Source organism: Streptomyces azureus (genome assembly GCF_001270025.1).
Taxonomy (GTDB): Bacteria; Actinomycetota; Actinomycetes; order Streptomycetales; family Streptomycetaceae; genus Streptomyces; species Streptomyces azureus.
In genome coordinates this window covers 1-21,619 of record NZ_DF968357.1, presented here as the reverse complement: position 1 = coordinate 21,619, position 21,619 = coordinate 1, and the positions used below count along the sequence as shown (strand labels likewise).

22 protein-coding genes, 1 tRNA gene, 2 pseudogenes and 1 riboswitch are annotated in these 21,619 nt (G+C 70.3%); of the genes and pseudogenes, 17 read left to right on the top strand and 8 right to left on the bottom strand.

The features are described from left to right. Positions 1 to 169: 169 nt before the first annotated feature. Positions 170 to 764 (bottom strand): annotated as a pseudogene (locus tag AOQ53_RS46650) (hypothetical protein). 139 nt (positions 765 to 903) lie between these two features. Here AOQ53_RS46650 and AOQ53_RS27725 point away from each other — a divergent pair. The 4 genes from AOQ53_RS27725 (at position 904) to rdgB (ending at position 3,259) form a co-directional block, all read left to right on the top strand. Further along, positions 904 to 1,137 (top strand): glucose PTS transporter subunit EIIB, encoded by a 234-nt coding sequence (locus tag AOQ53_RS27725; RefSeq protein WP_031140089.1) that lies wholly within the window; start codon positions 904 to 906, stop codon positions 1,135 to 1,137. 113 nt (positions 1,138 to 1,250) lie between these two features. After that, positions 1,251 to 1,988, top strand: a complete 738-nt coding sequence (gene rph, locus AOQ53_RS27720) for a ribonuclease PH (protein ID WP_020272543.1) — start codon at positions 1,251 to 1,253, stop codon at positions 1,986 to 1,988. A 142-nt stretch (positions 1,989 to 2,130) separates the two neighbouring features. Further along, a complete protein-coding gene (locus AOQ53_RS27715; protein ID WP_059421365.1) occupies positions 2,131 to 2,529 on the top strand; it encodes a hypothetical protein in 399 nt (132 codons plus the stop codon). Between the two features lie 127 nt (positions 2,530 to 2,656). Then, positions 2,657 to 3,259: an RdgB/HAM1 family non-canonical purine NTP pyrophosphatase gene (rdgB, locus tag AOQ53_RS27710; RefSeq protein WP_059421364.1), complete on the top strand. Its 603-nt coding sequence runs from the start codon at positions 2,657 to 2,659 to the stop codon at positions 3,257 to 3,259. Positions 3,260 to 3,305: 46 nt separating this feature from the next. Here the strand turns inward: rdgB and AOQ53_RS27705 are convergent. From AOQ53_RS27705 to bcp, 3 genes are all read right to left on the bottom strand, one after another. Then, a tRNA-Leu gene (locus AOQ53_RS27705) sits at positions 3,306 to 3,390 on the bottom strand. Between the two features lie 54 nt (positions 3,391 to 3,444). Then, on the bottom strand, positions 3,445 to 3,858 hold the full coding sequence (locus AOQ53_RS48170; protein ID WP_408055194.1) for an HNH endonuclease: 414 nt from the start codon (positions 3,856 to 3,858) through the stop codon (positions 3,445 to 3,447). 353 nt (positions 3,859 to 4,211) lie between these two features. Then, entirely contained in the window at positions 4,212 to 4,679 is a 468-nt protein-coding gene (gene bcp / locus AOQ53_RS27695; RefSeq protein WP_059421362.1) for a thioredoxin-dependent thiol peroxidase, read from the bottom strand. 95 nt (positions 4,680 to 4,774) lie between these two features. Here bcp and AOQ53_RS27690 point away from each other — a divergent pair, with 95 nt between their 5' ends. From AOQ53_RS27690 to AOQ53_RS27680, 3 genes are all read left to right on the top strand, one after another. Beyond that, entirely contained in the window at positions 4,775 to 5,104 is a 330-nt protein-coding gene (locus tag AOQ53_RS27690; RefSeq protein WP_059421361.1) for a DUF3618 domain-containing protein, read from the top strand. Positions 5,105 to 5,148: 44 nt separating this feature from the next. Next, positions 5,149 to 5,505, top strand: coding sequence for a GroES family chaperonin (locus AOQ53_RS27685; protein WP_010040015.1), 357 nt, complete (start codon positions 5,149 to 5,151; stop codon positions 5,503 to 5,505). 50 nt (positions 5,506 to 5,555) lie between these two features. Further along, a riboswitch (guanidine-III (ykkC-III) riboswitch) is annotated at positions 5,556 to 5,628 on the top strand. A 33-nt stretch (positions 5,629 to 5,661) separates the two neighbouring features. Beyond that, positions 5,662 to 5,982 carry a DMT family transporter gene (locus tag AOQ53_RS27680; RefSeq protein ID WP_059421360.1) on the top strand — a complete coding sequence of 107 codons (321 nt, stop codon included), beginning with the start codon at positions 5,662 to 5,664 and terminating at the stop codon, positions 5,980 to 5,982. Positions 5,983 to 6,008: 26 nt separating this feature from the next. On the opposite strand, the gene AOQ53_RS27675 is transcribed toward AOQ53_RS27680, so the two are convergent. Then, positions 6,009 to 8,417, bottom strand: coding sequence for a transglycosylase domain-containing protein (locus AOQ53_RS27675; RefSeq protein WP_059421359.1), 2,409 nt, complete (start codon positions 8,415 to 8,417; stop codon positions 6,009 to 6,011). Positions 8,418 to 8,917: 500 nt separating this feature from the next. Here AOQ53_RS27675 and AOQ53_RS27670 point away from each other — a divergent pair, with 500 nt between their 5' ends. From AOQ53_RS27670 to AOQ53_RS27655, 4 genes and pseudogenes are all read left to right on the top strand, one after another. Next, on the top strand, positions 8,918 to 9,718 hold the full coding sequence (locus tag AOQ53_RS27670; protein WP_059421493.1) for an ABC transporter permease: 801 nt from the start codon (positions 8,918 to 8,920) through the stop codon (positions 9,716 to 9,718). Next, entirely contained in the window at positions 9,711 to 10,532 is an 822-nt protein-coding gene (locus AOQ53_RS27665; RefSeq protein WP_059421357.1) for an ABC transporter permease, read from the top strand. The genes AOQ53_RS27670 and AOQ53_RS27665 overlap by 8 nt, the downstream gene beginning before the upstream one ends. Positions 10,533 to 10,563: 31 nt before the next feature. After that, on the top strand, positions 10,564 to 11,613 hold the full coding sequence (locus AOQ53_RS27660; RefSeq protein WP_408055197.1) for an ABC transporter ATP-binding protein: 1,050 nt from the start codon (positions 10,564 to 10,566) through the stop codon (positions 11,611 to 11,613). Between the two features lie 33 nt (positions 11,614 to 11,646). Next, positions 11,647 to 12,336, top strand: a pseudogene (locus AOQ53_RS27655) (DUF1707 SHOCT-like domain-containing protein); the annotation flags it as partial. A 177-nt stretch (positions 12,337 to 12,513) separates the two neighbouring features. On the opposite strand, the gene AOQ53_RS27650 reads toward AOQ53_RS27655, so the two are convergent. Further along, a complete protein-coding gene (locus AOQ53_RS27650; protein WP_059421355.1) occupies positions 12,514 to 13,848 on the bottom strand; it encodes an SGNH/GDSL hydrolase family protein in 1,335 nt (444 codons plus the stop codon). Between the two features lie 196 nt (positions 13,849 to 14,044). Here AOQ53_RS27650 and AOQ53_RS27645 point away from each other — a divergent pair, with 196 nt between their 5' ends. Both AOQ53_RS27645 and AOQ53_RS27640 read left to right on the top strand, forming a co-directional pair. After that, on the top strand, positions 14,045 to 15,385 hold the full coding sequence (locus tag AOQ53_RS27645; protein WP_408055193.1) for a DUF445 domain-containing protein: 1,341 nt from the start codon (positions 14,045 to 14,047) through the stop codon (positions 15,383 to 15,385). A 97-nt stretch (positions 15,386 to 15,482) separates the two neighbouring features. Beyond that, positions 15,483 to 17,024: an MFS transporter gene (locus AOQ53_RS27640; RefSeq protein WP_059421351.1), complete on the top strand. Its 1,542-nt coding sequence runs from the start codon at positions 15,483 to 15,485 to the stop codon at positions 17,022 to 17,024. Between the two features lie 246 nt (positions 17,025 to 17,270). Here AOQ53_RS27640 and AOQ53_RS27635 read toward each other — a convergent pair whose 3' ends face one another. Continuing rightward, a complete protein-coding gene (locus AOQ53_RS27635) occupies positions 17,271 to 18,722 on the bottom strand; it encodes an alginate lyase family protein (protein WP_059421350.1) in 1,452 nt (483 codons plus the stop codon). Positions 18,723 to 19,084: 362 nt separating this feature from the next. After that, positions 19,085 to 19,387 (bottom strand): hypothetical protein, encoded by a 303-nt coding sequence (locus AOQ53_RS27625; RefSeq protein ID WP_059421349.1) that lies wholly within the window; start codon positions 19,385 to 19,387, stop codon positions 19,085 to 19,087. A 208-nt stretch (positions 19,388 to 19,595) separates the two neighbouring features. Here AOQ53_RS27625 and AOQ53_RS27620 point away from each other — a divergent pair, with 208 nt between their 5' ends. The 4 genes from AOQ53_RS27620 to AOQ53_RS27610 form a co-directional block, all read left to right on the top strand. Continuing rightward, a complete protein-coding gene (locus AOQ53_RS27620; RefSeq protein WP_059421347.1) occupies positions 19,596 to 20,018 on the top strand; it encodes an Hsp20/alpha crystallin family protein in 423 nt (140 codons plus the stop codon). 154 nt (positions 20,019 to 20,172) lie between these two features. After that, positions 20,173 to 20,670 carry a DUF2267 domain-containing protein gene (locus tag AOQ53_RS27615; protein WP_059421344.1) on the top strand — a complete coding sequence of 166 codons (498 nt, stop codon included), beginning with the start codon at positions 20,173 to 20,175 and terminating at the stop codon, positions 20,668 to 20,670. A gap of 62 nt (positions 20,671 to 20,732) precedes the next feature. Next, positions 20,733 to 20,855 (top strand): hypothetical protein, encoded by a 123-nt coding sequence (locus AOQ53_RS47490; protein ID WP_269085475.1) that lies wholly within the window; start codon positions 20,733 to 20,735, stop codon positions 20,853 to 20,855. Then, positions 20,852 to 21,619, top strand: a 768-nt coding sequence (locus AOQ53_RS27610; RefSeq protein ID WP_059421342.1) for an alpha/beta fold hydrolase, incomplete at its 3' end; no start/stop codon positions are given. The genes AOQ53_RS47490 and AOQ53_RS27610, both read left to right, overlap by 4 nt.

Genomic DNA, 21,619 nt, shown 5'->3' with positions numbered 1-21,619 from the left:
TCCTCCATGGGGCACGGCGCCGCCCAGGGAAGAGCTCGACGGGGGACGGCGGCGTCTCAAAAGGGGAACGCGGTCTCCACCGCGCGACCTCCACCAGTGAGTGGTGTAGACCAGTTGTAGCACGGTAGGCCGAACGAGCGGAACCCGCCAATTCCGCCCGCCCCGACGATCACGCCTTGGCGCTGTCCTCGACATCCTCCTCGGTTTCGCGCCCCTCAGTCTTCAGGTCGAACTACATGATCGCGAACCGGAAGATCACGTAATAGAGGAGTGTCAGCAGCGCGTGCACCGCGTACAGCACGGGCGCGATGAAGAGGAACGAGTGGTCGATCGGCTCGGTGATGCCGACCGGCGGCCACACGCACGGACACAGCCCGGCGAACACGATCGCCACGAACGCCACGATGACCGGCACCGGCCGCCGCCCGTTGAAGAACCCCAGCCAGTCCACCAGCCGCGTCCGGTGGAACCGCGCCCAGAAGAACGCGGCCGGCGACCCCGTCACGATCCCGCCGAACACCCCGGATTCCGGAAGGTGAACGCCGTCACCATCCGGTCCCCGTAGATCACCTGGCACCCGATGTCCGGCACCGCCACCGCCCCCCGGGGCAGCCCTCCGGAAACTGCCGTGGCAACTGAAGACCGCGGCCCATCTTCTGCAGCCCCTGGAACAGCCGGTTCCAGCGAGCGCGGGCGGGACTTGCGGCGGCTTCGGCGCCGGCGGGGCTGTCGGCACTCGTTGCGGTCCCTTTGTCGAGAGGCAGGCTCGTGGTGTAGACCAGTCGAACGGACGGTCGCACGCTGACGTGACGCCATCCTTCGGCACGCACGACATGACCGCTCGCAAAGTTGGGTCAACTGTGGGTTACTGCGACAAAGCGGTTCGGATCAGGGAGAACGAACATGGCCACCAAGGCTGAGAAGATCGTTGCCGGGCTCGGCGGCATCGACAACATCGAAGAGGTCGAAGGCTGCATCACCCGCCTGCGGACCGAGGTTGTGGACCCCGCCAAGGTCGACGAGACCGCCCTGAAGGCCGCCGGCGCCCACGGCGTCGTCAAGATGGGCACCGCGATCCAGGTCGTCATCGGCACCGACGCCGACCCCATCGCCGCGGAGATCGAAGACCTGATGTGAAGCGCGGGGATCGTCCCGGGCTTCACCCCCTGACAGACCCCCGAGGTCAGTCGTGAGGGCCCCTTCCCACCGCGGGAGGGGCCCCTTCCGTATGTACGGATAGGCTCAGCGGCATGTCTCGAATCGACGGCCGCACCCCCCAGCAACTCCGCCCGATCACCATCGAACGCGGCTGGAGCAAGCACGCCGAAGGCTCCGTCCTCGTCTCCTTCGGCGACACCAAGGTCTTCTGCACCGCCTCCGTCACCGAAGGCGTCCCGCGCTGGCGCAAGGGAAGCGGTGAAGGCTGGGTCACCGCCGAGTACTCCATGCTGCCCCGCTCCACCAACACCCGCGGCGACCGCGAGTCCGTCAAGGGCCGCATCGGCGGCCGCACCCACGAGATCTCCCGCCTCATCGGCCGTTCGCTGCGGGCCGTCATCGACTACAAGGCTCTCGGCGAGAACACCATCGTCCTCGACTGCGACGTCCTCCAGGCCGACGGCGGTACGCGCACGGCGGCCATCACCGGCGCCTACGTGGCGCTGGCGGACGCCGTCGCCTGGGCCCAGCGCAAGAAGCTCATCAAGGCCGGCCGCCAGCCCCTCACCGGAACCGTCAGCGCCGTCTCCGTCGGCATCGTCGGCGGCGTCCCCCTCCTCGACCTCTGCTACGAGGAGGACGTCAAGGCCGACACCGACATGAACGTCGTCTGCACCGGCGACGGCCGCTTCGTCGAGGTCCAGGGCACCGCCGAGGCCGAACCCTTCGCGCGCGACGAACTCAACGCCCTCCTCGACCTCGCCGTCGCCGGCTGCACGGAACTCGCTGCCCACCAGCGCACGGCGCTTGATACCGTCCTCGAAAAGTAAAGGGCGCGCCAAGACAGGTGCTCGGCACGGGCAACCGCGCCGAGCACGCTCGCGTCTGAAGGAGTACGGGCGCACGGCTCATCCCTGTGCGCCCGGCCAGCCACACGGGCCGCCTGGCCCGACCGACGAGAGGGACCGTTCCATGGCCGCGAGCCGCCGACGCCGCACCGCAGCCGTCGCCGCCACCCTGGCGGCCGTCGCGCTGACCGCCGGACTCACCACCGGCTGCGCCGCCGTCGACAAGGCGCTGGACTGCGTCCAGACCGCCGACGCCATCGCCGACAGCGTCACGGAACTCCAGCAAGCCGTCGACAACGCGGCCAACGACCCGACGCAGCTCGACGAGTCCCTCGACTCCATCGACAAGAACCTGGACAAGATCGGCGACAAGACCGACAACGCCGACGTCAACAAGGCAGTCGACGACCTCAACCAGGCCGTCGGCAACGTCCGTACGGCGATCAAGAACGGCGACGAGACGCCCGACATCAGCCCGGTCACGGACGCGGCGGGCGAACTGACGAAGGTCTGCACGCCGTAACGCTGCGCCGGCTGGGCAGGGCTTCTCGTCTGCCGGTTGCGGTGGTGGCAGCGTGCGGGTTCGTCGTGGCTGGTCGCGCAGTTCCCCGCGCCCCTGATGGGGCGCGGCTGCGGCAATACTGGGGGCCATGACGCGCTTGATCCTCGCCACTCGCAACGCCGGAAAGATCACCGAGCTCCGGGCGATCCTCGCCGAAGCCGGGCTGCCCCACGAACTCGTCGGTGCCGACGCCTACCCGGACATCCCCGACGTCAAGGAAACGGGCGTCACCTTCGCGGAGAACGCGCTGCTGAAGGCCCACGCCCTGGCCCGGGCGACGGGCCTCCCCGCGGTCGCCGACGACTCCGGCCTCTGCGTCGACGTCCTGAACGGCGCCCCCGGCATCTTCTCCGCCCGCTGGTCCGGCCGCCACGGCGACGACAAGGCCAACCTCGGCCTGCTCCTCGCCCAGCTCTCGGACATCGCCGACGAACACCGCGGCGCCCACTTCGCCTGCGCGGCGGCGCTGGCGTTGCCGGACGGCACGGAGCGGGTGGTCGAGGGGCAGCTGCGGGGCGTACTACGCCATGAGCCGACGGGCTCGGGGGGCTTCGGCTACGACCCGATCCTCCAGCCGGAGGGCGAGACGCGAACGTGCGCGGAGCTGACTCCGCAGGAGAAGAACGCGATCAGCCATCGGGGGAAGGCGTTCAGGGCGCTGGTGCCGGTGGTCCGGGAGCTGCTGGGCTGAGATGCGTGAGAGGGGCCGCCCAGCCCGGGCGGCCCCTTTGTGCGCGTGCGGCCGGTGGGACTCGAACCCACACGGGTGTGAACCCACTGGGACCTAAACCCAGCATGACTGCCAAATTCCATCACGGCCGCTCAAAAACGGTCATCGCGCTCGACCGGCAGCGTTCAGTGTACGGGTTGAGCAAGTTACGCGACGAGAGGTGCCCTCGACTTCTGGCGGCACCACGTCTGAGTCAACACGTGACAGTTGGGGCATAGATGCCGCAGATTCTCCCGGCGGTTGTCGCGCCAGTCGCCGTTGATGTGGTCGATCTGCAACGTGATCGGCTGCCCCAGCCACTCGCCCTCGTTGCCGCAGGTCTCGCATGCGTATGGCACTCCGATCTCGACCAGGGCGCGATGGAGCTGAACTCGGTTGGTCCGTCCCGCATCCGAAGGCAGGACGATCAGCACTCGGTGAGAGATGAGCTCGGGAGCCGGGCGCTCCGGATGCGCCCATGTCCGGCGCTTGAAGTGGCTTGTGTCCAGGCCGAACCGAGAAACCACGCGCCGAACGCGTCGGTGATTGGTGTCGTCCACATCCAAGCCGAGGCCGCGCATCACCTAGGCGTAGCTCGTGGAGTGTTCTACGAGTACAGGGAGTTCTGCGGCTCAGGGGCGCCCGCGAGGGAAGGTCCAAGTCGGGCCTGTCGATGCCAGGGAAGTGGCTGATGTCGATGCCTGCCGCGTGAATGCGGCGACGGATGTGCGACAGGGTGCCGGTGGCCGGGCCGGCGCCCGGTTTCAGCGCTACCGCAGTCTCCTGTCCCGCCCTGGCGGCCACACGTTCGTGGCCCCGCGCGCAGTAGCGAACCGTTTATCGGAAAGTCGCGCCCGAAATGCGGAACAGCTCGTACCGGACCTCTCCGGTACGAGCCGCTCGAGAAGAAACTCGAGAAGAAATCAGAGGGGCCTCAGATCCCCAGATCCTTGATGATCTTGGCCACGTGGCCCGTCGCCTTGACGTTGTACAGGGCCCGTTCGACCTTGCCCTCCTCGTCCACGATCACCGTGGAGCGGATGACGCCGACGACCGTCTTGCCGTACAGCTTCTTCTCGCCGTAGGCGCCGTAGGACTCCAGGACCTGCTTGTCCGGGTCAGCCAGCAACGTGACCTTCAGGGACTCCTTGTCGCGGAACTTGGCCAGCTTCTCGGGCTTGTCGGGGGAGATGCCGATCACCTCGTAGCCCGCGCCCGCCAGCAGCTCCAGATTGTCCGTGAAGTCGCAGGCCTGCTTGGTGCAGCCGGGGGTGAGGGCGGCCGGGTAGAAGTACACGATGACCTTGCGGCCCTTGTGGTCCGACAGGGACACCTCGGTGCCGTCGGCGTCGGGCAGGGTGAAGGCGGGGGCCACGTTCCCCGGCTGGAGTCGCTCGCTCATCGGACCAGCGTAACCGGGGGTCCTGACAGTGCCATGAGTCGTGGAGCTGACAGACTGTCCCGCACAGGCTTCACACCGACTTCGGAGGCGACACGGTGGCGGACACGGCGGACACCAGGACCCCGGCGCAGATCGAGGCGGACATCAGGCGCCGCCGCGAGACCCTGGCCGAGACCCTCGACGAGATCGGGGTGCGGGTGCACCCGAAGACCATCGTCGGGGACGCGAAGGCCAAGGTCGCGTCCAACATCGATCACACCCTCGGGCGGGCCTATGTGGAGGTCAACCGGGCCGTCTCCGAGGTGCGGGCGCGGTTCGTGGACGAGGACGGGGCGCCGCGGCTGGAGCGGGTCGTGCCCGTCGCGCTCGTCGTCGTCGGAGTGGTCGGGCTGCTCGCCGTCAGCACGCGGCGGCGCAAGGGCTGACCCGACCGCGTACGTCCACCGGGAAGACAGGTAGGTTTCAGGGCGTGAGCGCCAAGAGAAACGAGCACAGCACCCATCCCGACAAGCTGCCCATCCGGATGCTGCACGACCGCGTACTCGTGCGACAGGACACCAGCGAGGGCGAGCGGCGTTCCGGCGGCGGCATCCTGATCCCCGCCACGGCGGCGGTCGGCCGGCGGCTGGCCTGGGCCGAGGTCGTCGCGGTGGGGCAGAACGTACGGACCGTGGAGCCGGGCGACCGGGTTCTGTTCGACCCGGAGGACCGTGCCGAGGTCGAGGTGCGCGGTATCGCGTACGTGCTGATGCGCGAGCGTGATCTGCACGCCGTGGCCGCGGACCGGTTCGAAGGCTCGGAGGACTCGACGGGCCTCTATCTGTAGTCCGGGCAGCAGCGCGAAGGGGCCGGTGACGGGAGTCACCGGCCCCTTCGCCGTTGCCTTGCTACGTTGGAGGGATCCCCGACGAGACGCGCCGTACCGGGTCGAAGGCAAAGACGACGCACCCGCACCGTCAGCCCGTTTCCCGGAGGTGCCGTCATGGCATGGGTTCTGCTCGTCGTCGCCGGTCTGCTCGAAGTCGGGTGGTCCGTCGGTATGAAGTACACCGACGGTTTCACACGTCCGCTCCCCGGCGTTCTCACCGGTGCCGGCATCGTCGCCAGCATGCTGCTGCTGTCCCAGGCCGCCAGGACCCTGCCCATCGGTACCGCCTACGGCGTGTGGGTGGGCATCGGGGCGGCCGGGGCGGCGGTGTTCGGCATGGCCGTGCTGGGGGAGCCGGCCACCGCCGCCCGGATCTTCTTCGTGTGCCTGCTGCTGGTCGCCGTGGTGGGGCTGAAGGCGACCTCGGGTCACTGAGAGCCGGGTCGCTCAGCGAGCGCAGCTCACTCGCGGCGTGCCATCTGCGGGGCCACGCCCCAGCCGGGGCCGGTCGGGCCGCCCGTCGCGCCGCCGTCGGTCTCCTCGCCGCCGCCCTCCGTGGTGCCGCCGTCGGTCGTGCCGCCGTCGGTGGCGGTGCCGCCGTCGCCGGTCCCGCCGTCCGCGGTGCCGCCGCCGGTCGGGGACTCGCCGCCCGTGCCGCCGTCGGTGGTGCCGCCGTCGGTCTGGCCCTGGGTCTGCCCCTCGGGTGCGCTCGGGCTCTGGCCGGGCGTCTCGGTGCCGGTGTCCTGGCCGCCGGTGGACGTGCTGCCGCCGTCGGTGGTGCCGCCCGTGGTCGGGTCGGCCGGGGCCTCGGTGCCGGGGGCCTGCGGGGCGTCGGCGCCCGGAGCGAGCCTGAGGTCGAAGTCGGTGACCGGCTTGCCCTTCAGGGCGTCCCGGGTGAACTGGGCCCAGATCTCGGCGGGCGCCCCGCCGCCGTTGATGCGGTCCAGGCCCATCGCGCCGTACAGCGACTTGTGGGCGGCGGTGACCGGGTCCTGGCCCATGACGGAGACGACCGTGGCGAGGTCGGGGGTGTAGCCCGCGAACCAGGCCGCCGTGTCCTCCTCGGCGGTGCCGGTCTTGCCCGCGGCGGGGCGGCCCGCGGCCTGCGCGGCGGAGGCCGTGCCGTTCTGGACGACGCTCCGCAGGACCGAGGTGGTGGTGTCGGCGGCCTCGCGGCTCACGGCCTGCCGGGTGCGCCGCTCGGGCAGCTCGATCGGCGAGCCCTCCTTGGTGACCTTCTCGACCATCGTGTACGTGCCGTGTCGGCCGTGGTTGGCGAGCGTGGCGTACGCCTCCGCCATGTCGAGGACGCTGGCGGTGGCCGTGCCGAGCGCGATGGCGGGGCCGTCGGCGAGGTCGGGGGTGGTCTCGGGGACGCCGAGGTCGATCGCGGTCTGCTTGACCTTCTGGGGGCCGACGTCGGCGGCCATCTGCGCGTACACCGAGTTCACGGACTTGTCGGTGGCCTCGGTGACGGTGATGTCGCCGTAGGAGACCTGGTCCTCGTTCTCCGGGGCGTACGGGTCGCCGGTCCAGCCCTCCACCGGGCGCTTGTTGGTGCCGTCGTAGATCGTGTACGGCGTGATCGGGCGGCCGTCCTGGGTCTGCGAGTCGTTCTCGACGGCCGAGGTGAACACGAACGGCTTGAAGGTGGAGCCGACCTGGAAGTCCCTGCGGGTCGCGTTCGGGGTGTACTGCTTGACGTAGTCGACGCCGTTGTACATCGCCACGACCTCGCCGGTCTTGGGGTCGACGGCGGCGCCGCCCGCGCGGACGTAGGTGTCGACCTTGTTGTTCTTCTTGTCCAGCTTGTCCATCAGCTTGTCGTTGACGGCCTTCACGAACGCGTCCTGCCTGGGCTTCTGGAGCGTCGTGGTGATGCGGTAGCCGCCGGCGTCGAGCCGGCTCTCGTCGATGATCTTGTTCTGGGTGAGGTAGTCCTTGACGGTCCGCACGATGTAGCCGCGCTGCCCGGACATGCCGGTGGACAGGGTGGACTCCTTCGGCATCGGGAACTTCATGCCGGCCCGCTTCGACTCGCTGAGCCAGCCCTTCTTGACCATGCCGTCCAGGACGTAGTTCCAGCGGGACTCGGCGGCCTTGCGGTTCTCGGGGTGGGCGACGACGTCGTACTGGCTGGGGGCGTTGACGAGCGCGGCGAGGTAGGCGGCGCGGGCCGGGTCGAGGTCCGTGGCGTCCATGCCGTAGTAGGCCTGGGCGGCGGCCTGGATGCCGTAGGCGTTGCGGCCGAAGTAGCTGGTGTTGAGGTAGCCCTCGAGGATGTGGTCCTTGCTCACCTCGCGGTCCAGCTTGATCGCGATGAAGAACTCCTTGGCCTTGCGCGTGATGGTCTGGTCCTGGCGCAGGTAGTAGTTCTTGACGTACTGCTGCGTGATCGTGGAGCCGGACTGCTTGCCCTTGCCGAGGGCCGTGTTCCAGGCCGCGCGGACCATGGCCTTGGGGTCGACGGCGGACTCGGTGTAGAAGTCGCGGTCCTCCGCGGCCAGGATCGCGTGCTGGGCGTCCTTGGAGATCTGCGGGAGCGAGACGTTCTCCCGGTTGACCTCCCCGTCGCGGGCGATCACGGAACCGTCCGCGTAAAGGTAGACGTTGGCCTGCTTGGTGGCGAGCGCGTTGGCCGGCGGGATCTGCACCAGCGAGTAGCCGAGGAAGAAGCCGCCGACCAGCAGCAGGGCGACGATGATGAAGGCGCCGAGCGTCATGCGCCAAGTCGGGATGATCCGGCGCCAGCCGGTCCGCTTCGGTTTCACGGCAGGCCCGGCCTCCGGCGTGTTCGGGCCGCCGTCCGCCCGCGGCTCTCTCGGTGCCTTGCCCGGTGTCGGCTGCTGCGGCTGAGGCTCGTCACTCATGTCGTGCACGGACTCCTGTTTCGCGTCGTACGTCGTTCCCGTACGTCTCTGCTCGCTCTTGCGCCCCTGTGATGAAGACTGTCCCATCCGGCGATCAGTTCCCTGACCGAGGGCCGTGTCGTGAGCCGTGTGGCGGGACGGGCTGTGTGCGGTCGGCCGCGCGGGCGGGCGCAGGGTGAACCGCGCTGTTCCGCACGCCTGCCCGAATCGCGATCTCGCCTGCGCGACAGTCGCCCGAACCTGCGCGACCTTCGCCCGAAGGGGGACACGACCGTGGGTGCGACGGCTCGTACGCTCCGTCCCGGCCGGCACCGCCGCCATGCTGCTCGCCCCGGCCACGGGCGCCTCGGCCCACGCGGACGCAACGGATCGTACCGTCTGGGCCGGTGCGCACTCGCCCAGCGGCGCCTTTGCCGCTCCGCGAAATTGCGTGGCACGCGTGATCGCCGGTCCACTAGGCTCCTGCGCTTCGGTGCCGGGTGGGGAGGAGGGCTGTCGTGGTGGGCTCGGGGCGGTTGTACGCGGCCGTCGCGGCGGGGGGCTTCAGGCGGTACGCGACGTACCGGGCGGCCACGGTGGCCGGGGTGTTCACCAACACGGTCTTCGGCCTCATTCTCGTCTACACCTACCTGGCGCTCTGGGAGGAGAGGCCGCACCTGGGTGGGTACGACCAGGCGCAGGCAGTGACCTATGTGTGGCTGGGGCAGTGCCTCTACGCGACGCTGGCCATCCAGGGCGGCGGAGCCGAGAAGGACCTGATGGAGCGCATCCGCACCGGCGAGATCGCCGTCGACCTGTACCGGCCCGCCGATCTCCAGCTGTGGTGGCTGGCGGGCGACGTGGGGCGGGCGCTGTTCCAGATGCTGGGACGGGGTGTCATCCCGTTCGCGTTCGGCGCGGTCTTCTTCCCGATGGCGCTGCCGACGTCGGTCACCCCCTGGGCGGCCTTCGCGGTCACGCTCCTCCTGGCCACGGTCGTCAGCTTCGCGATCCGCTACCTGGCGGCCCTGAGTGTGTTCTGGCTCATGGACGGCATGGGCGTCAACCAGGTGCTGATGATCACGGGGATCTTCTTCTCGGGCATGGTGCTGCCGCTGAACGCCTTCCCGGGCGTGTTCGGCGACATCGTGCGGGTGCTGCCGTGGGCGGCGCAGATCCAGATGCCGGCGGATGTGCTGATGGGGGAGACCGACCCGCTCGGGGCGTTCGTCTTCCAGGCGGCGTGGGCGGTGGCGCTGCTGGCGGCGGGGCGGCTGTTGCAGTCGGCCGCGACGCGGCGGGCGGTGGTGCAGGGTGGCTGAGCGGAGCGTCCTGCTGGAGGGGCTGCGGGCCTACCGGTTGATCGCCGGGATGTGGGTGCGGTCCAGCATGACCTACCGCACCTCGTTCGTCGTCACGGTGTTCGGCAACCTGATGGTGACCGGTCTGGACTTCGTGGGGATCCTGCTGATGTTCTCGCAGGTCGACTCGCTGGGGGGCTGGTCACTGCCCGAGATCGCCTTCCTGTACGGGCTGTCGGTGACGGCGTTCGGGATCGCCGACCTGGTGCTCGGCTCGATGGACGTCCTGGGCGCCCGGATGCGCGACGGCTCGTTCGACATCCTGCTCGTGCGTCCCGCGCCGGTGCTCGCCCAGGTCGGCGCCGACCGCTTCGCGCTGCGCCGCCTGGGCCGGATCACCCAGGGCGCGGTGGTACTGGGCTGGGCGCTGGTCTCGGTCGACGTCGACTGGAGTACGCCGAAGGCGCTGCTGGTGCCGGTGATGGTGGTCAGCGGCGCGGCGATCTTCTCGGCGGTGTTCGTGGCGGGCGCGGCCTTCCAGATCTTCGCCCAGGACGCCGCGGAGGTGCAGAACGCGTTCACGTACGGCGGGACCACGCTCCTTCAGTATCCGCCGACCGTGTTCGGGAAGGACCTGGTGCGCGGCGTGACCTTCATGCTGCCGCTCGCCTTCGTCAACTGGGTCCCCGCCGCCTATGTGCTGGGCCGGCCGTACCCGATCGAGCTGCCGCAGTGGACGGCCTTCGCGTCGCCGCTGGTGGCGGTGGCCTGCTGCGCGCTGGCGGGGATGGCGTGGCGGGTGGGGCTTCGTTCCTACCGGAGTACAGGGAGTTGAGTTGACCGGGGTGGACAGCGGGCTGACCGGGGTGGACGACGGGTCGACCGGGGTGGACGGCGGGTCGTCCGGGGTGGACGGCGGGTTCATCGAACTCGACGGCGTCGAGAAGGTCTTCGACGTGCGCAAGAAGACCGGCTTCATGAAGCGGGAGCGGCGGCAGGTGCGGGCCGTCGACTCGATCTCCTTCCGCGTGGGACGCGGCGAGATGGTCGGCTACATCGGCCCGAACGGCGCCGGCAAGTCGACCACGATCAAGATGCTGACCGGCATCCTCACACCGAGCGCCGGCCGCCTCCGGGTAGCCGGCATCGACCCTTCCCCAAGCTCTCGGCTTCGCTCGAGCAGGGGATACCCCTATCGCCAACGCACACGGCTCGCGCACCGCATCGGCGTGGTGTTCGGGCAGCGTACGACGCTGTGGTGGGACCTCCCCCTGGTCGACTCGTACCGGCTGATGCACCGCATGTACCGGATCCCGGACGCCCGTTACCGCGAGAACCTCGACCGTCTGGTGGAACTCCTCGACCTGGGCGACCTGCTGGACGTGCCGGTACGGCAGCTCTCGCTCGGGCAGCGCATGCGCGGCGACATCGCGGCGGCACTGCTGCACGACCCGGAGGTGCTGTACCTCGACGAGCCGACCATCGGCCTCGACGTCGTGTCCAAGTCCAAGGTGCGGGAGTTCCTGCGGGAGTTGAACGCCGAGCGCGGCACGACGGTGCTGCTGACCACGCACGACCTCCAGGACATCGAGCAGTTGTGCAAGCGGGTGATGGTCATCGACCACGGGCGCCTGATGTACGACGGCCCGCTCGCCGGGCTGCACGAGGCGGGGGAGAGCGAGCGGACCCTGGTGGTGGACCTGGAGCGGGAACTGCCGCCGATCGACGCCCCGGCACCCGCCCGGGTCGTCCGGGTGGACGGTCCGCGGCAGTGGCTGGCGTTCCCGGCGTCGGAGTCGGCGGCGCCGCTCGTCGCGCGGATCGCGGCGGAGTACCCGCTGGTGGACCTGTCGGTGCGGGAGCCGGACATCGAGGCGGTCATCGCCAAGATGTACGCGGAGCGCGCGACCGCATAGTGCCCGGGACGGGTAACTCGTACGCTGCTGTATATGACCGACGACTCAGTCCCGGACCTCCGCGCCTCCGACGCCGACCGTGAACGGGTCGCCGAGATCCTGCGGGACGCCCTCGCGGAGGGCCGTCTCGACATGGCGGAGTTCGAGGAGCGGCTGGACGCGACGTACCGGGCGCGGACGTACGGGGAGCTGGCGCCGATCACCCGGGACCTGCCGGCCCCGGGTCTCACGGCGCCCTCCGTGTCACTGACCAAGGAGCCCGCCGCCGGCTCGGATCTGTCCGGGCGGATCGTCGGTGGTGAGGGAACCTCGACGTGGGCTGTCGCCGTGATGTCGGGTTTCCAGCGCAAGGGACACTGGACGGTGCCCCGGCGGTTCACCTGCCTCGCCTTCTGGGGCGGCGGGGAGATCGACCTGCGCGAGGCGAACTTCGCTGACCGCGAGGTGGAGATCAACGCGATCGCGATCATGGGCGGGATCGACGTCATCGTCCCGCCAGGCGTCGAGGTCGTCGTCCGCGGCATCGGCGTCATGGGCGGCTTCGACCACCAGGAGGAGGGCGTTCCCGGCGCCCCCGGGGCGCCGCGCGTCATCATCACCGGCTTCGCCTTCTGCGGCGGCGTCGGCGTCCAGCGAAAGCTGACCCGGGCGGAGAAGCAGCGGCTCCGGGAGGAGCGGCGGCAGGAGAAGCTGGACGGCCGGGCGGGCCGACGCCAGCTGGACGGCTAGCCGCCGCCTGCGGGCAGTGGTGCTGCTGACCGCTCGGCGTCGGTTGAGGCCGGGGCGTTGCGCAACCCGGCGCCGCGGGGTGCCTCCCCCAAGCTCTTCGAGCAAGGGGGACCCCCAGCGCCCACCCGTGCCGCCCCAGCGGCACGACTGCCCGCAGACGGCGGGCAGTCTCTACAGCTCCGCCGGAGCCGACCCCTTAAGGCTCTCCAGGTCGAACGCCTCCGCCATCCGCGCATACCCCTTGTCACTGGGATGCAGATGATCCCCCGAGTCGTAGTCGGCCCGCAGCCGACGCGGGTCATAAGGATCACGCAGCGCCTTGTCGAAGTCGACGACCGCGTCGAATACCCGCCCCGCCCGAATCTCCGCGTTGATCTGCTGCCGCACGGACTCCCGCGCGTCCGAGTACCCCCGGTGCCCGCCGAACGGCATCAGCGTCGCCCCCACGACCTTCAGCCCCCGCGCATGCGCCTGCCCGACCATCGTGCGCAAGCCGCCGACAATCGCGTTCGGATCGGCGAGCCGCGGGTTGCGCAGGATGTCGTTGACCCCGAGGTCGATGACCACGACCTTGGCGTTCGTCCGCTCCAGCACGTCCCGCGCGAAGCGGTTCAGCCCGCTGGGGTTGTCCGCCGGCCGGCCCAGCCCGTCCGTGAGGACCCGGTTCCCGCTGATGCCCTGGTTGACGACGCTGTAGCGCGGCAGGTCCCGCCCGGCGGCGATCTCCGCGCGTAGCCTGTCGGACAGGACGTCGGTCCACCTGTTGTTGGCGCCGACGGTGGAGGTGATCCCGTCGGTGAGCGAGTCGCCGAGGACGACGACCGTCCCGTCGGCCTCGTTGCTCAGCACGTCCAGCGCGGTCAGGTAACGCCAGTACAGGCTCTGCTCGGTGTACGGCGCGCCCGTCGCGTCAGCCGTGTGGTCGCCCTGGGCGACGTAGGAGATCTGCCGGGCGCGAGGGTGGTACGTCACCGGGCCGGAGCTGGTCGGCGTGTACGTGGTGATCAGGACGTCCGCGTCGGGCGGGACGACGATGCGCACGGCGTCGCTCATCACCTGGCGGCCGGGCGGGATGACGACCGTCGGCCCGCCGTTGAAGGTCAGCTGCCGCATCGTGTCCGAGAGCGCCGCGGGCGTACCGCTGCCGGCGGCGACCGCGATCGAGGCCTGCGTGATGCTCAGCGGCGACTGGCCGTAGAGATTGGACAGTGTCACGCGGGCACTCGTACCGCCGACGCTGGTGTGGACGACGTTGCGCACCGAACGGTCCGCCATGCCGGTCGTCTCCGTGCCGGGCTCGGCCGCGGCCGGGGAGGTGGACCAGGTGCCGACCCAGGTGCCGGTGGAGGCGGGGGCGGCGGAGTTGTTCGGAAGGCGGCTGTCTGTGATGGCGTTCCGGCTGTGTGTGCCGTCGTCGGACGCCACTCCGACGTATATGGCGATGGAAAGGGCCACGATGGCTGCGACCAGCCCGGCCAGAAGGGCGTAACCACGACCCCGGGTCATGCTGTGTAGTTCTCCTCGGGCGATGGGAGCCCCAGGCTCCGATCTGATGTGCCCATGATGCGTCATGGGCAGGGGGAAGCTCACAGGACCCCCCATGGCATTACCCCCTCCCGACAGACGCCGGGAACTCCTGATCCGTTCCAGGAGTCGGTCAGGAAGGGACAATGTGTGCGGGATCACCAAGCGGGTGGAGCGGATGGAACGTACGAAAGTGGAAGAAAAGGGCGGTGTCCGAGGGCAGCATGCCCGCCCGGGCGCCGTCACGAACCGTGCGATGACGGCCTTCAGCCCGGCGGACGAGGAGAAACAGCGCGGCGTTCGCCGCATGAAACTCACCGCCACCGGGCTCCTGCTGTTCGTGGCCGTGGTCTACATCCTCGCCAAGTGGGCCCAGAACTCCGGCGCCGGGCCCTGGGCGGGCTATGTCGCCGCGGCCTCCGAGGCGGGCATGGTCGGCGCGCTCGCCGACTGGTTCGCCGTCACCGCCCTCTTCCGCCATCCCCTCGGCATCCCCATCCCGCACACCGCGATCATCCCCACCAAGAAGGACCAGCTCGGCGTCTCCCTCGGCGAGTTCGTCGGTGAGAACTTCCTCTCCGAGGACGTCGTACGGCAGCGGCTGCGCGCCGTCGGCATCGGCAGCCGCCTCGGCGCCTGGCTCGCCGTCCCCGAGCACGCCGACCGGGTCACGGCGGAGCTGTCCACCGCCCTGCGCGGCGCCCTGACCGTCCTGCGCGACTCCGACGTCCAGGCCGTCGTCGGCGAGGCGATCACGCGCCGCGCAGGCGCCCAGGAGATCGGACCCGGCATCGGAAAGATGCTGGAGAAGGTCGTCGCCGACGGCGGCCACAAACGGGTCGTCGACCTGGTCGTCACCCGCGCGCACGACTGGCTGGTGCTGCACCGCGACGAGGTCATGGACGCCGTGGAGGGCGGCGCCCCCGGCTGGACGCCGCGCTTCGTCGACCGCAAGGTCGGCGAGCGCGTCTACAAGGAACTGCTGCGCTTCGCCACCGAGATGCGCGACATGCCCGCCCACCCCGCGCGCGGCGCCCTCGACCGCTTCCTCACCGACTTCGCCTCCGACCTCCAGTCCGACACCGACACCCGCGCCCGCATCGAGCGGCTCAAGGGTGAGGTGCTGGGCCGCGGCGAGGTCCAGGACCTCATCGCCAGCGCCTGGACGGCCGTACGATCCATGATCGTCGCGGCCGCGGAGGACGAGCGCAGCGAGCTGCGGCTGCGCGTCCGGGCCTCCCTGCTGTCACTGGGCTCCCGGATGGCGGCCGAGCGCAAGGTGCAGGACAAGGTCGACAAGTGGGTGGAGGACGCGGCCGTGTACGTCGTCACCACCTACCGCAAGGAGATCACCTCCCTCATCACGGACACGGTGGCGAGCTGGGACGCCGAGCACACCACGAGGAAGATCGAGGCGAACATCGGCCGCGACCTCCAGTTCATCCGGATCAACGGCACGGTGGTCGGCTCGCTCGCCGGCCTGCTGATCTACACGGTGTCGCACGCGCTGGGGGCGTGAGCGTGGGACGTGACACGCCGGTGGCGTCCGGTGTCAGGGCGTAAGCGGATCCGCCCAGGGCACTCGAACCGGGTTCTTCTCGATGGGGAGGGAGCCCATGACCACCGCACAAGCCGGGACCGGCCGAACCGTGACCACCGACATCCCCGCCCGCCTCGACCGCCTCCCGTGGTCACGCTGGCACTGGACGATCGTCTTCGGACTCGGCACCGTGTGGATCCTCGACGGACTCGAAGTCACCGTCGTAGGCAACATCGCCAGCCGCCTGTCGGAGCCCGGCAGCGGCCTGCCCATCACCTCCGGCGAGGTCACCGGCCTCGCGGCAGCCCTGTACGTGGCAGGAGCCTGCTCGGGCGCGCTCTTCTGGGGCCGGCTGACCGACAAGTGGGGCCGTAAAAAACTCTTCATGATCACGCTGGCGGTCTACCTCGGCGCCACCGCCCTGACCGCGATCGCCTTCGACACCTGGTGGTTCTTCCTCTTCCGCTTCCTCACCGGCTTCGGAATCGGCGGCGAGTACGCGGCCATCAACTCCGCGATCGACGAGCTGATCCCCAAGGAGTACCGCGGCCGCGTCGACCTGATGATCAACGGCAGCTTCTGGCTGGGTGCGGTCGGCGGCTCCCTCCTGTCGATCGTCGCGCTGGACACGGACATCTTCGCCGCGAACGTCGGCTGGCGCCTCACCTTCGCCCTCGGCGCGGTCCTGGCCCTGGTGATCCTCCTGGTCCGCCGGCACGTCCCGGAGAGCCCCCGCTGGCTGCTGATCCACGGCCGCGACGACGAAGCGGAACGCATCGTCTCCTCGATCGAGCGCGAGGTCGAGCAGGAGAAGGGCGAACCGCTGCCGCGCCCGGAGGGCGAGATCACCATCCACCAGCGCCGCGGCGTCTCCTTCCTGGAAATCGGCCGCACGGTCTTCTCCGACTACCGCCGCCGCGCCGTCCTCGGCTTCTCCCTCTTCATCGGCCAGGCCTTCCTCTACAACGCCATCACCTTCGGCTTCGGCGCGATCCTGACGACGTTCTACGACGTCCCGAGCGGCAGCACCGGTTACTACTTCGCGGTCATCGCACTCGGCAACTTCTTCGGCCCGCTGCTGCTCGGCAAGCTCTTCGACACGGTGGGCCGCCGGGTGATGATCTCCGGCACCTACCTGCTGTCCGGCCTGTTCCTCTTCGGCACGGCCTGGCTCTTCGACCAGGGCTCCCTGAGCGCGAGCACGCTGACGGCCTGCTGGTGCGTGGTGCTGTTCTTCGCCTCGGCGGGCGCGTCCAGCGCCTACCTGACGGTCTCCGAGGTCTTCCCGATGGAAACCCGCGCCATGTCCATCGCCTTCTTCTACGCCATCGGCACGGCAGCCGGCGGCATCAGCGGCCCGCTCCTCTTCGCCGACCTCACCGGCACGGGCAAGGTCGGCGACACGGTCCTCGCCTTCCAGATCGGCGCGACCCTGATGTGCCTGGCCGGCCTGGCAGCGGCGATCCTCGCGGTGCGAGCGGAACGACGCTCCCTGGAGGACATCGCCACGCCGCTCACGGCGGCGGAGGGGAAGGCGGGGCCGACGGACGGAGGCAAGGGAGACAGCGCCTACGCCTCCGGCTCGGGCGCGACGGGGTCGAGGACGGCGACGACGTAGGGGCGCCGCCGCCGGCCCGGGCGGCCGGGGCCGCCCGGGCTGCGGGCGGCGACGGTGTACGGCTCACCTGGCTGCGAGCCGCTGCCGCTGTCCCAAGCTGCGGGCGGCCGCGGCCGCCCGCAGCTGCGGGCGGTCGTGCCGCTTGGGGCGGCACCCGTCCCACAGAGAGCGGCACCCCGCCGGCGCGGGTGAGCGACCCGACCCGTGCCCGGGGGCACACGCCCGGAATTCGCCACGTACCGGCCGCTACTCGGCCCCACCCCGCCGCACCCGATCCCGCCGCCGCAGCAACAGCAACCCACCCGCGACAGCGGAAACCCCCGCCGCGGCGGCCCAGCCGACCAGATCCTCGGCTCCCGTAGCGGCCAGGTCACGATTCCCGGCGGGCGAAGCCGAGGCGCTCACGGCCCCCTGCGGCCGCGCACCCCCACCCGAGGCAGCCCCGGACGGACCCGCACTCGGCGCCCCGCCAACCGCCACCTCCACCCGATCCCGAGTAAAGGCAAGAGTCCCGAAACCAAGCTGGTCGTAACCCCCACTGTTGGGCCCGTAATCCCCGCCCCCACCCTCCGGTGCGGCCTTGGCCGCCGCACGCGTCACATACGACGCCGACAGCCCCCGCCGCTTGGTGTAGTGGTTCGCGATCATCGCCCAGATCGGACGGGTCATGGCCGGATCAACACCCGCGGCCCCGGTCGCGGTCTCACTCCCCGACCACCCTCCGATCGCCCCCTTCTTCCGCGTATTGGCCGTATACGCCACCTCCCCGCCCAGACTCCACTTCGCCACGTACTGCGCCCCCTTGAGGAAGCGGTTGTCGTCGTAGCCGTAGAGATCGATGCCCTGGTTCCACGCCATCTCGCAGACCGTGCCCATCAGCCCGACGCCGAGCAGCGCGTGCCCCTGGTCCCGCCCGGCCTCGACCCACTCGGCGAGCCCGTCGTCGTGCACGACGGGAATGGCGTGCTTGACGGACCCCATGCCGTCCCCGTGCTTGAAGTACTCGACGGCCCGGTCGACCACGGCACGGTCGTCGCAGAAGATGCCGGTGGCGAGCACACAGGCGATGGCCGTCAGGTCCCAGTTGGGCCAGTAGTTGGTGACGACGGCGTTGTTGTGATGCTCGAGGAAACTGTCGCTGAGCGGATGGAAGACGTTCCGCATCAGCTCCTGCGCCCGCCCGAGCGCGAAGTCACCGTGATCGCGTACGAGTTCGGCGGCGTTGGCGAACTGGTAGCCGTACAGCCCAGCGGCCAGGAACCGGTCCGCGGAGCCCTGGATCGACGTCAGCTTCCCCGACCAGGCGTTGAGGATCGCCACCGCGGTGTCGGCGTGCGCGGTATCGCCGCTGACGTGGTACCGCAGGGCGTTCTGGTACGCGGCGTGGATGTCGTTGTAGAGGGCCGCGTAGTTCTGGGGCGAACCCGCCCCCCGGTACACCGTGGCCTGCGGATTGGCCCGCCAGCCGCTCTGCGCGTGCCGGTTGGCGGCGAGCTTGGCGAACCCGGCCGCATAGGGTCTGGCATCCGCCTTCACCTTGGTCGCCATACGCTCCAGGTCGCTACGGGTGTGCAGCAGCCCGGGGTGAGCGAAGGGGGAGTCGGCGGCGGAGGCCGGGACGGCCAGCGCGGTCGTACCGGCGCCCACGCCCACGGCGACGCCGGCGGCTCCGGCTGCCGCGCCCGCGGCCTTCAACATGCTCCGGCGGCTGATCTGTCGTGTCACGTTGTCGCACCTCAACGTCGTACATCGCGTTCCTGCGGGGGACGTTGAGGAGACGGCCGGACGGCGAAGGCGATAACAAAAACTGCGCTATAGTTGATCTGCATCCGGTCGCCGGACTCCGGCAGACGGACGATGCGTTGGTGGTCCAAGGAAAGACGTCCCGCTTCCTGCGGGGAGATGCAGGTGCAAGGCCTGCCCGGCGCTCCAGACAAGAACCCCGGCCCTGAGTTTCAGGGCCGGGGTTCTTTGCCGTGCGCGCGACCCGCCCCGGACGCCGAAGGCCCGGGGCGCGGCCCGGCTCAACCGCGCAGCCGGACGCAACCGCCCATCCCGGCTCAACCGCGCCGGTCGGCGACCACCCACGACGTCAGCCCCACGGCCCCCGCCACCCCGAACACGGCAGGCCAGGCACCCACCTTCTTGGCCAGCGGATGGGACCCGGCGAAGGCGGCGACATACGCGGCCGACAACGCCCCCGCGGCCACCCCACCGGCCTGCTGCCGCCACTGCCGCGCGGCCGCCGCCCCGGCGACGGCGAGCACAACCCCGCCGAGCGGCCGCTGCCTGGTCCAGCGCGCCACGCCGTACCCACCCACGAGCCCGCTCGCGGCGATCACCGCACTGGGAACCTTCGCCATACCTGCCTCCTGCTCCTGCCCGGCCAGCGATCTCCGAGGCTAACTCTCCAGGTCGGGGGCACAAGCACCGGGGGCGAACGAAGGCGCGTCACCCAAGTGCATCCGAACCTGAGTCGAGGCTTGTCAAGTTTCCGGCTCCGAGCTATATAAGAAGGCGAAGAACGTAGGGCATCGCACCCACAGCGCCTGAAGAGAGGAGTGACCAGTGATGCTCATGCGCACGGACCCCTTCCGTGAACTCGACCGGCTCACCCAGCAGGTCTTCGGCCCCGCCACCCGCCCATCGGCGATGGCGATGGATGCCTACCGCTCCGGGGACGACTTCTTCGTCCACTTCGACCTCCCCGGCATCGACCCCGAGACGATCGAGCTGGACGTCGAACGCAACGTCCTGAACGTCCGAGCCGAACGCAGGTCCCCCGCCCCCGAAGGCGCGGAGCTGCTCGTCGCCGAGCGCCCCGCCGGCAGCTTCACCCGCCAGCTCTTCCTCGGCGACACGCTGGACACGGAGCGCATCGACGCCTCGTACGAGGCCGGCGTCCTGACGCTGCGCATCCCGGTGGCCGAGCAGGCCAAGCCGCGCCGCATCCAGATCACGGGCGGCGACAAGCCCAAGCAGCTCAGCGGCTGACGGCACGGCACTCACGTACCCACGCACCCACGAGGGCTGTCCCGAGGACGTCCCACCCGCGGGACAGCCCCGCCCCACTTCACCCCCACCCCACGCCGCCGGAATCCGAGCCCGGCGGCGCCCCGCAGGACCGGATCCGGAGGAATACCCGTACATGAGCGTGACGACGGTGCCCAGTGTGACGACTGCTCTCACGACCCCGAAGACCGTGATTCCCGCCCCGGCGCGCAAGCAGCACGCCCGGGGCGACGACAACGCCTGGACCCGGCTGATCGAGGCGGTGCAGGAGTCGGGCCAGTACCCCACCAGGTCGGAGGCGGAGCGAGTCACCCGTATCGTCCTGTCCGCCCTCGGCGGTCACGTGATCGGCGACGAACGGGTCGACCTCGCCCGTGCCCTGCCCGAAGAGGCCGCCCGGGTGGTCGCCTCCCAGATCCCGGTCACGCGCCGGCTGACCGCCGCGGAGTTCGTCGACTCCGTCGCGGCCCGTATCGAGGGAGCGACCCCCGCCACGGCCCGCTGGGACGTCAGCTCGGTCCTGAGCGTGCTGCCGCCCCTGGTCGGCGACGACCTGGTGACCCGCGTCCTGGCCCAGCTCCCCGCCGGCTACGCCCTCCTGTTCGGCCGTGCGGACCTGAGCCCGGCGTCGTAGGCTCCTGAACCGCGTACGTCGGCCACCTCCTCCTGGACGAACGGGAGGTGGCCGCCGCGCAGATGGCCGTCGCGCAGGTGGCCGTCGAGCAGGTGGCCGTCGGGCAGATGGCCGTCGCGCAGGTGGCCGTCGAGCAGGTGGCCGTCGGGCAGACGGCCAAGCCACCGACAGGAGCCGCCACTTGACCCGCACGAGGTCCGCGACCCTCACCACCCCCGACGGCACGCACCTCGCCCACCGGGACCACCACCCCGCCGGGGAACCCGCGGCCACGTTCCTCCTCCTGCACGGCCTGGCAGGCCACCAAGGCGAGTGGGACACGCTCGCCGCGCAGCTGTCGGCCGACGGCCACCGCGTGGTGACGTACGACGCCCGGGGCCACGGCGCCAGCACCCGCACCCCGGCGACCACGACCCGCGCGGCCCATGTCCAGGACGCCGTAGCCCTGATCGAGGAACTGAGCCTGGTCCCCGTGACCCTGCTGGGCCAGTCCCTGGGCGGCCACACGGCCCTGCTGCTGGCCGCAGCCCACCCCCACCTGGTGCAGTCCCTGATCCTGGTCGAAGCGGGCCCGGCCGGCCCGTCCCCGGACCTCCCCGCCCAGATCGCGACCTGGCTGGACAGCTGGCCGACCCCCTTCAAGTCCCTCGACGAGGCGGAGGCCTTCCTGGGGCACGAGGCCTGGGCGAGAGGCCTGGAGAAACGGGAAGACGGCTGGTATCCGCGGTGGGACCGCACCACGATCATCGACACGGTCGCCGAACTGGCCACCACGGCCTACTGGACCGAGTGGTCCCGCATCACCTGCCCCACCCTCCTCATCCACGGCGAACACGGCACCATGCGCCCCGACGAACCGGCCACGATGCTCACCCACCGCCCGCACACCCGGCTCACCCGCATCCCCGACGCGGCCCACGACGTCCACCTGGACCAGCCGGACCGCCTC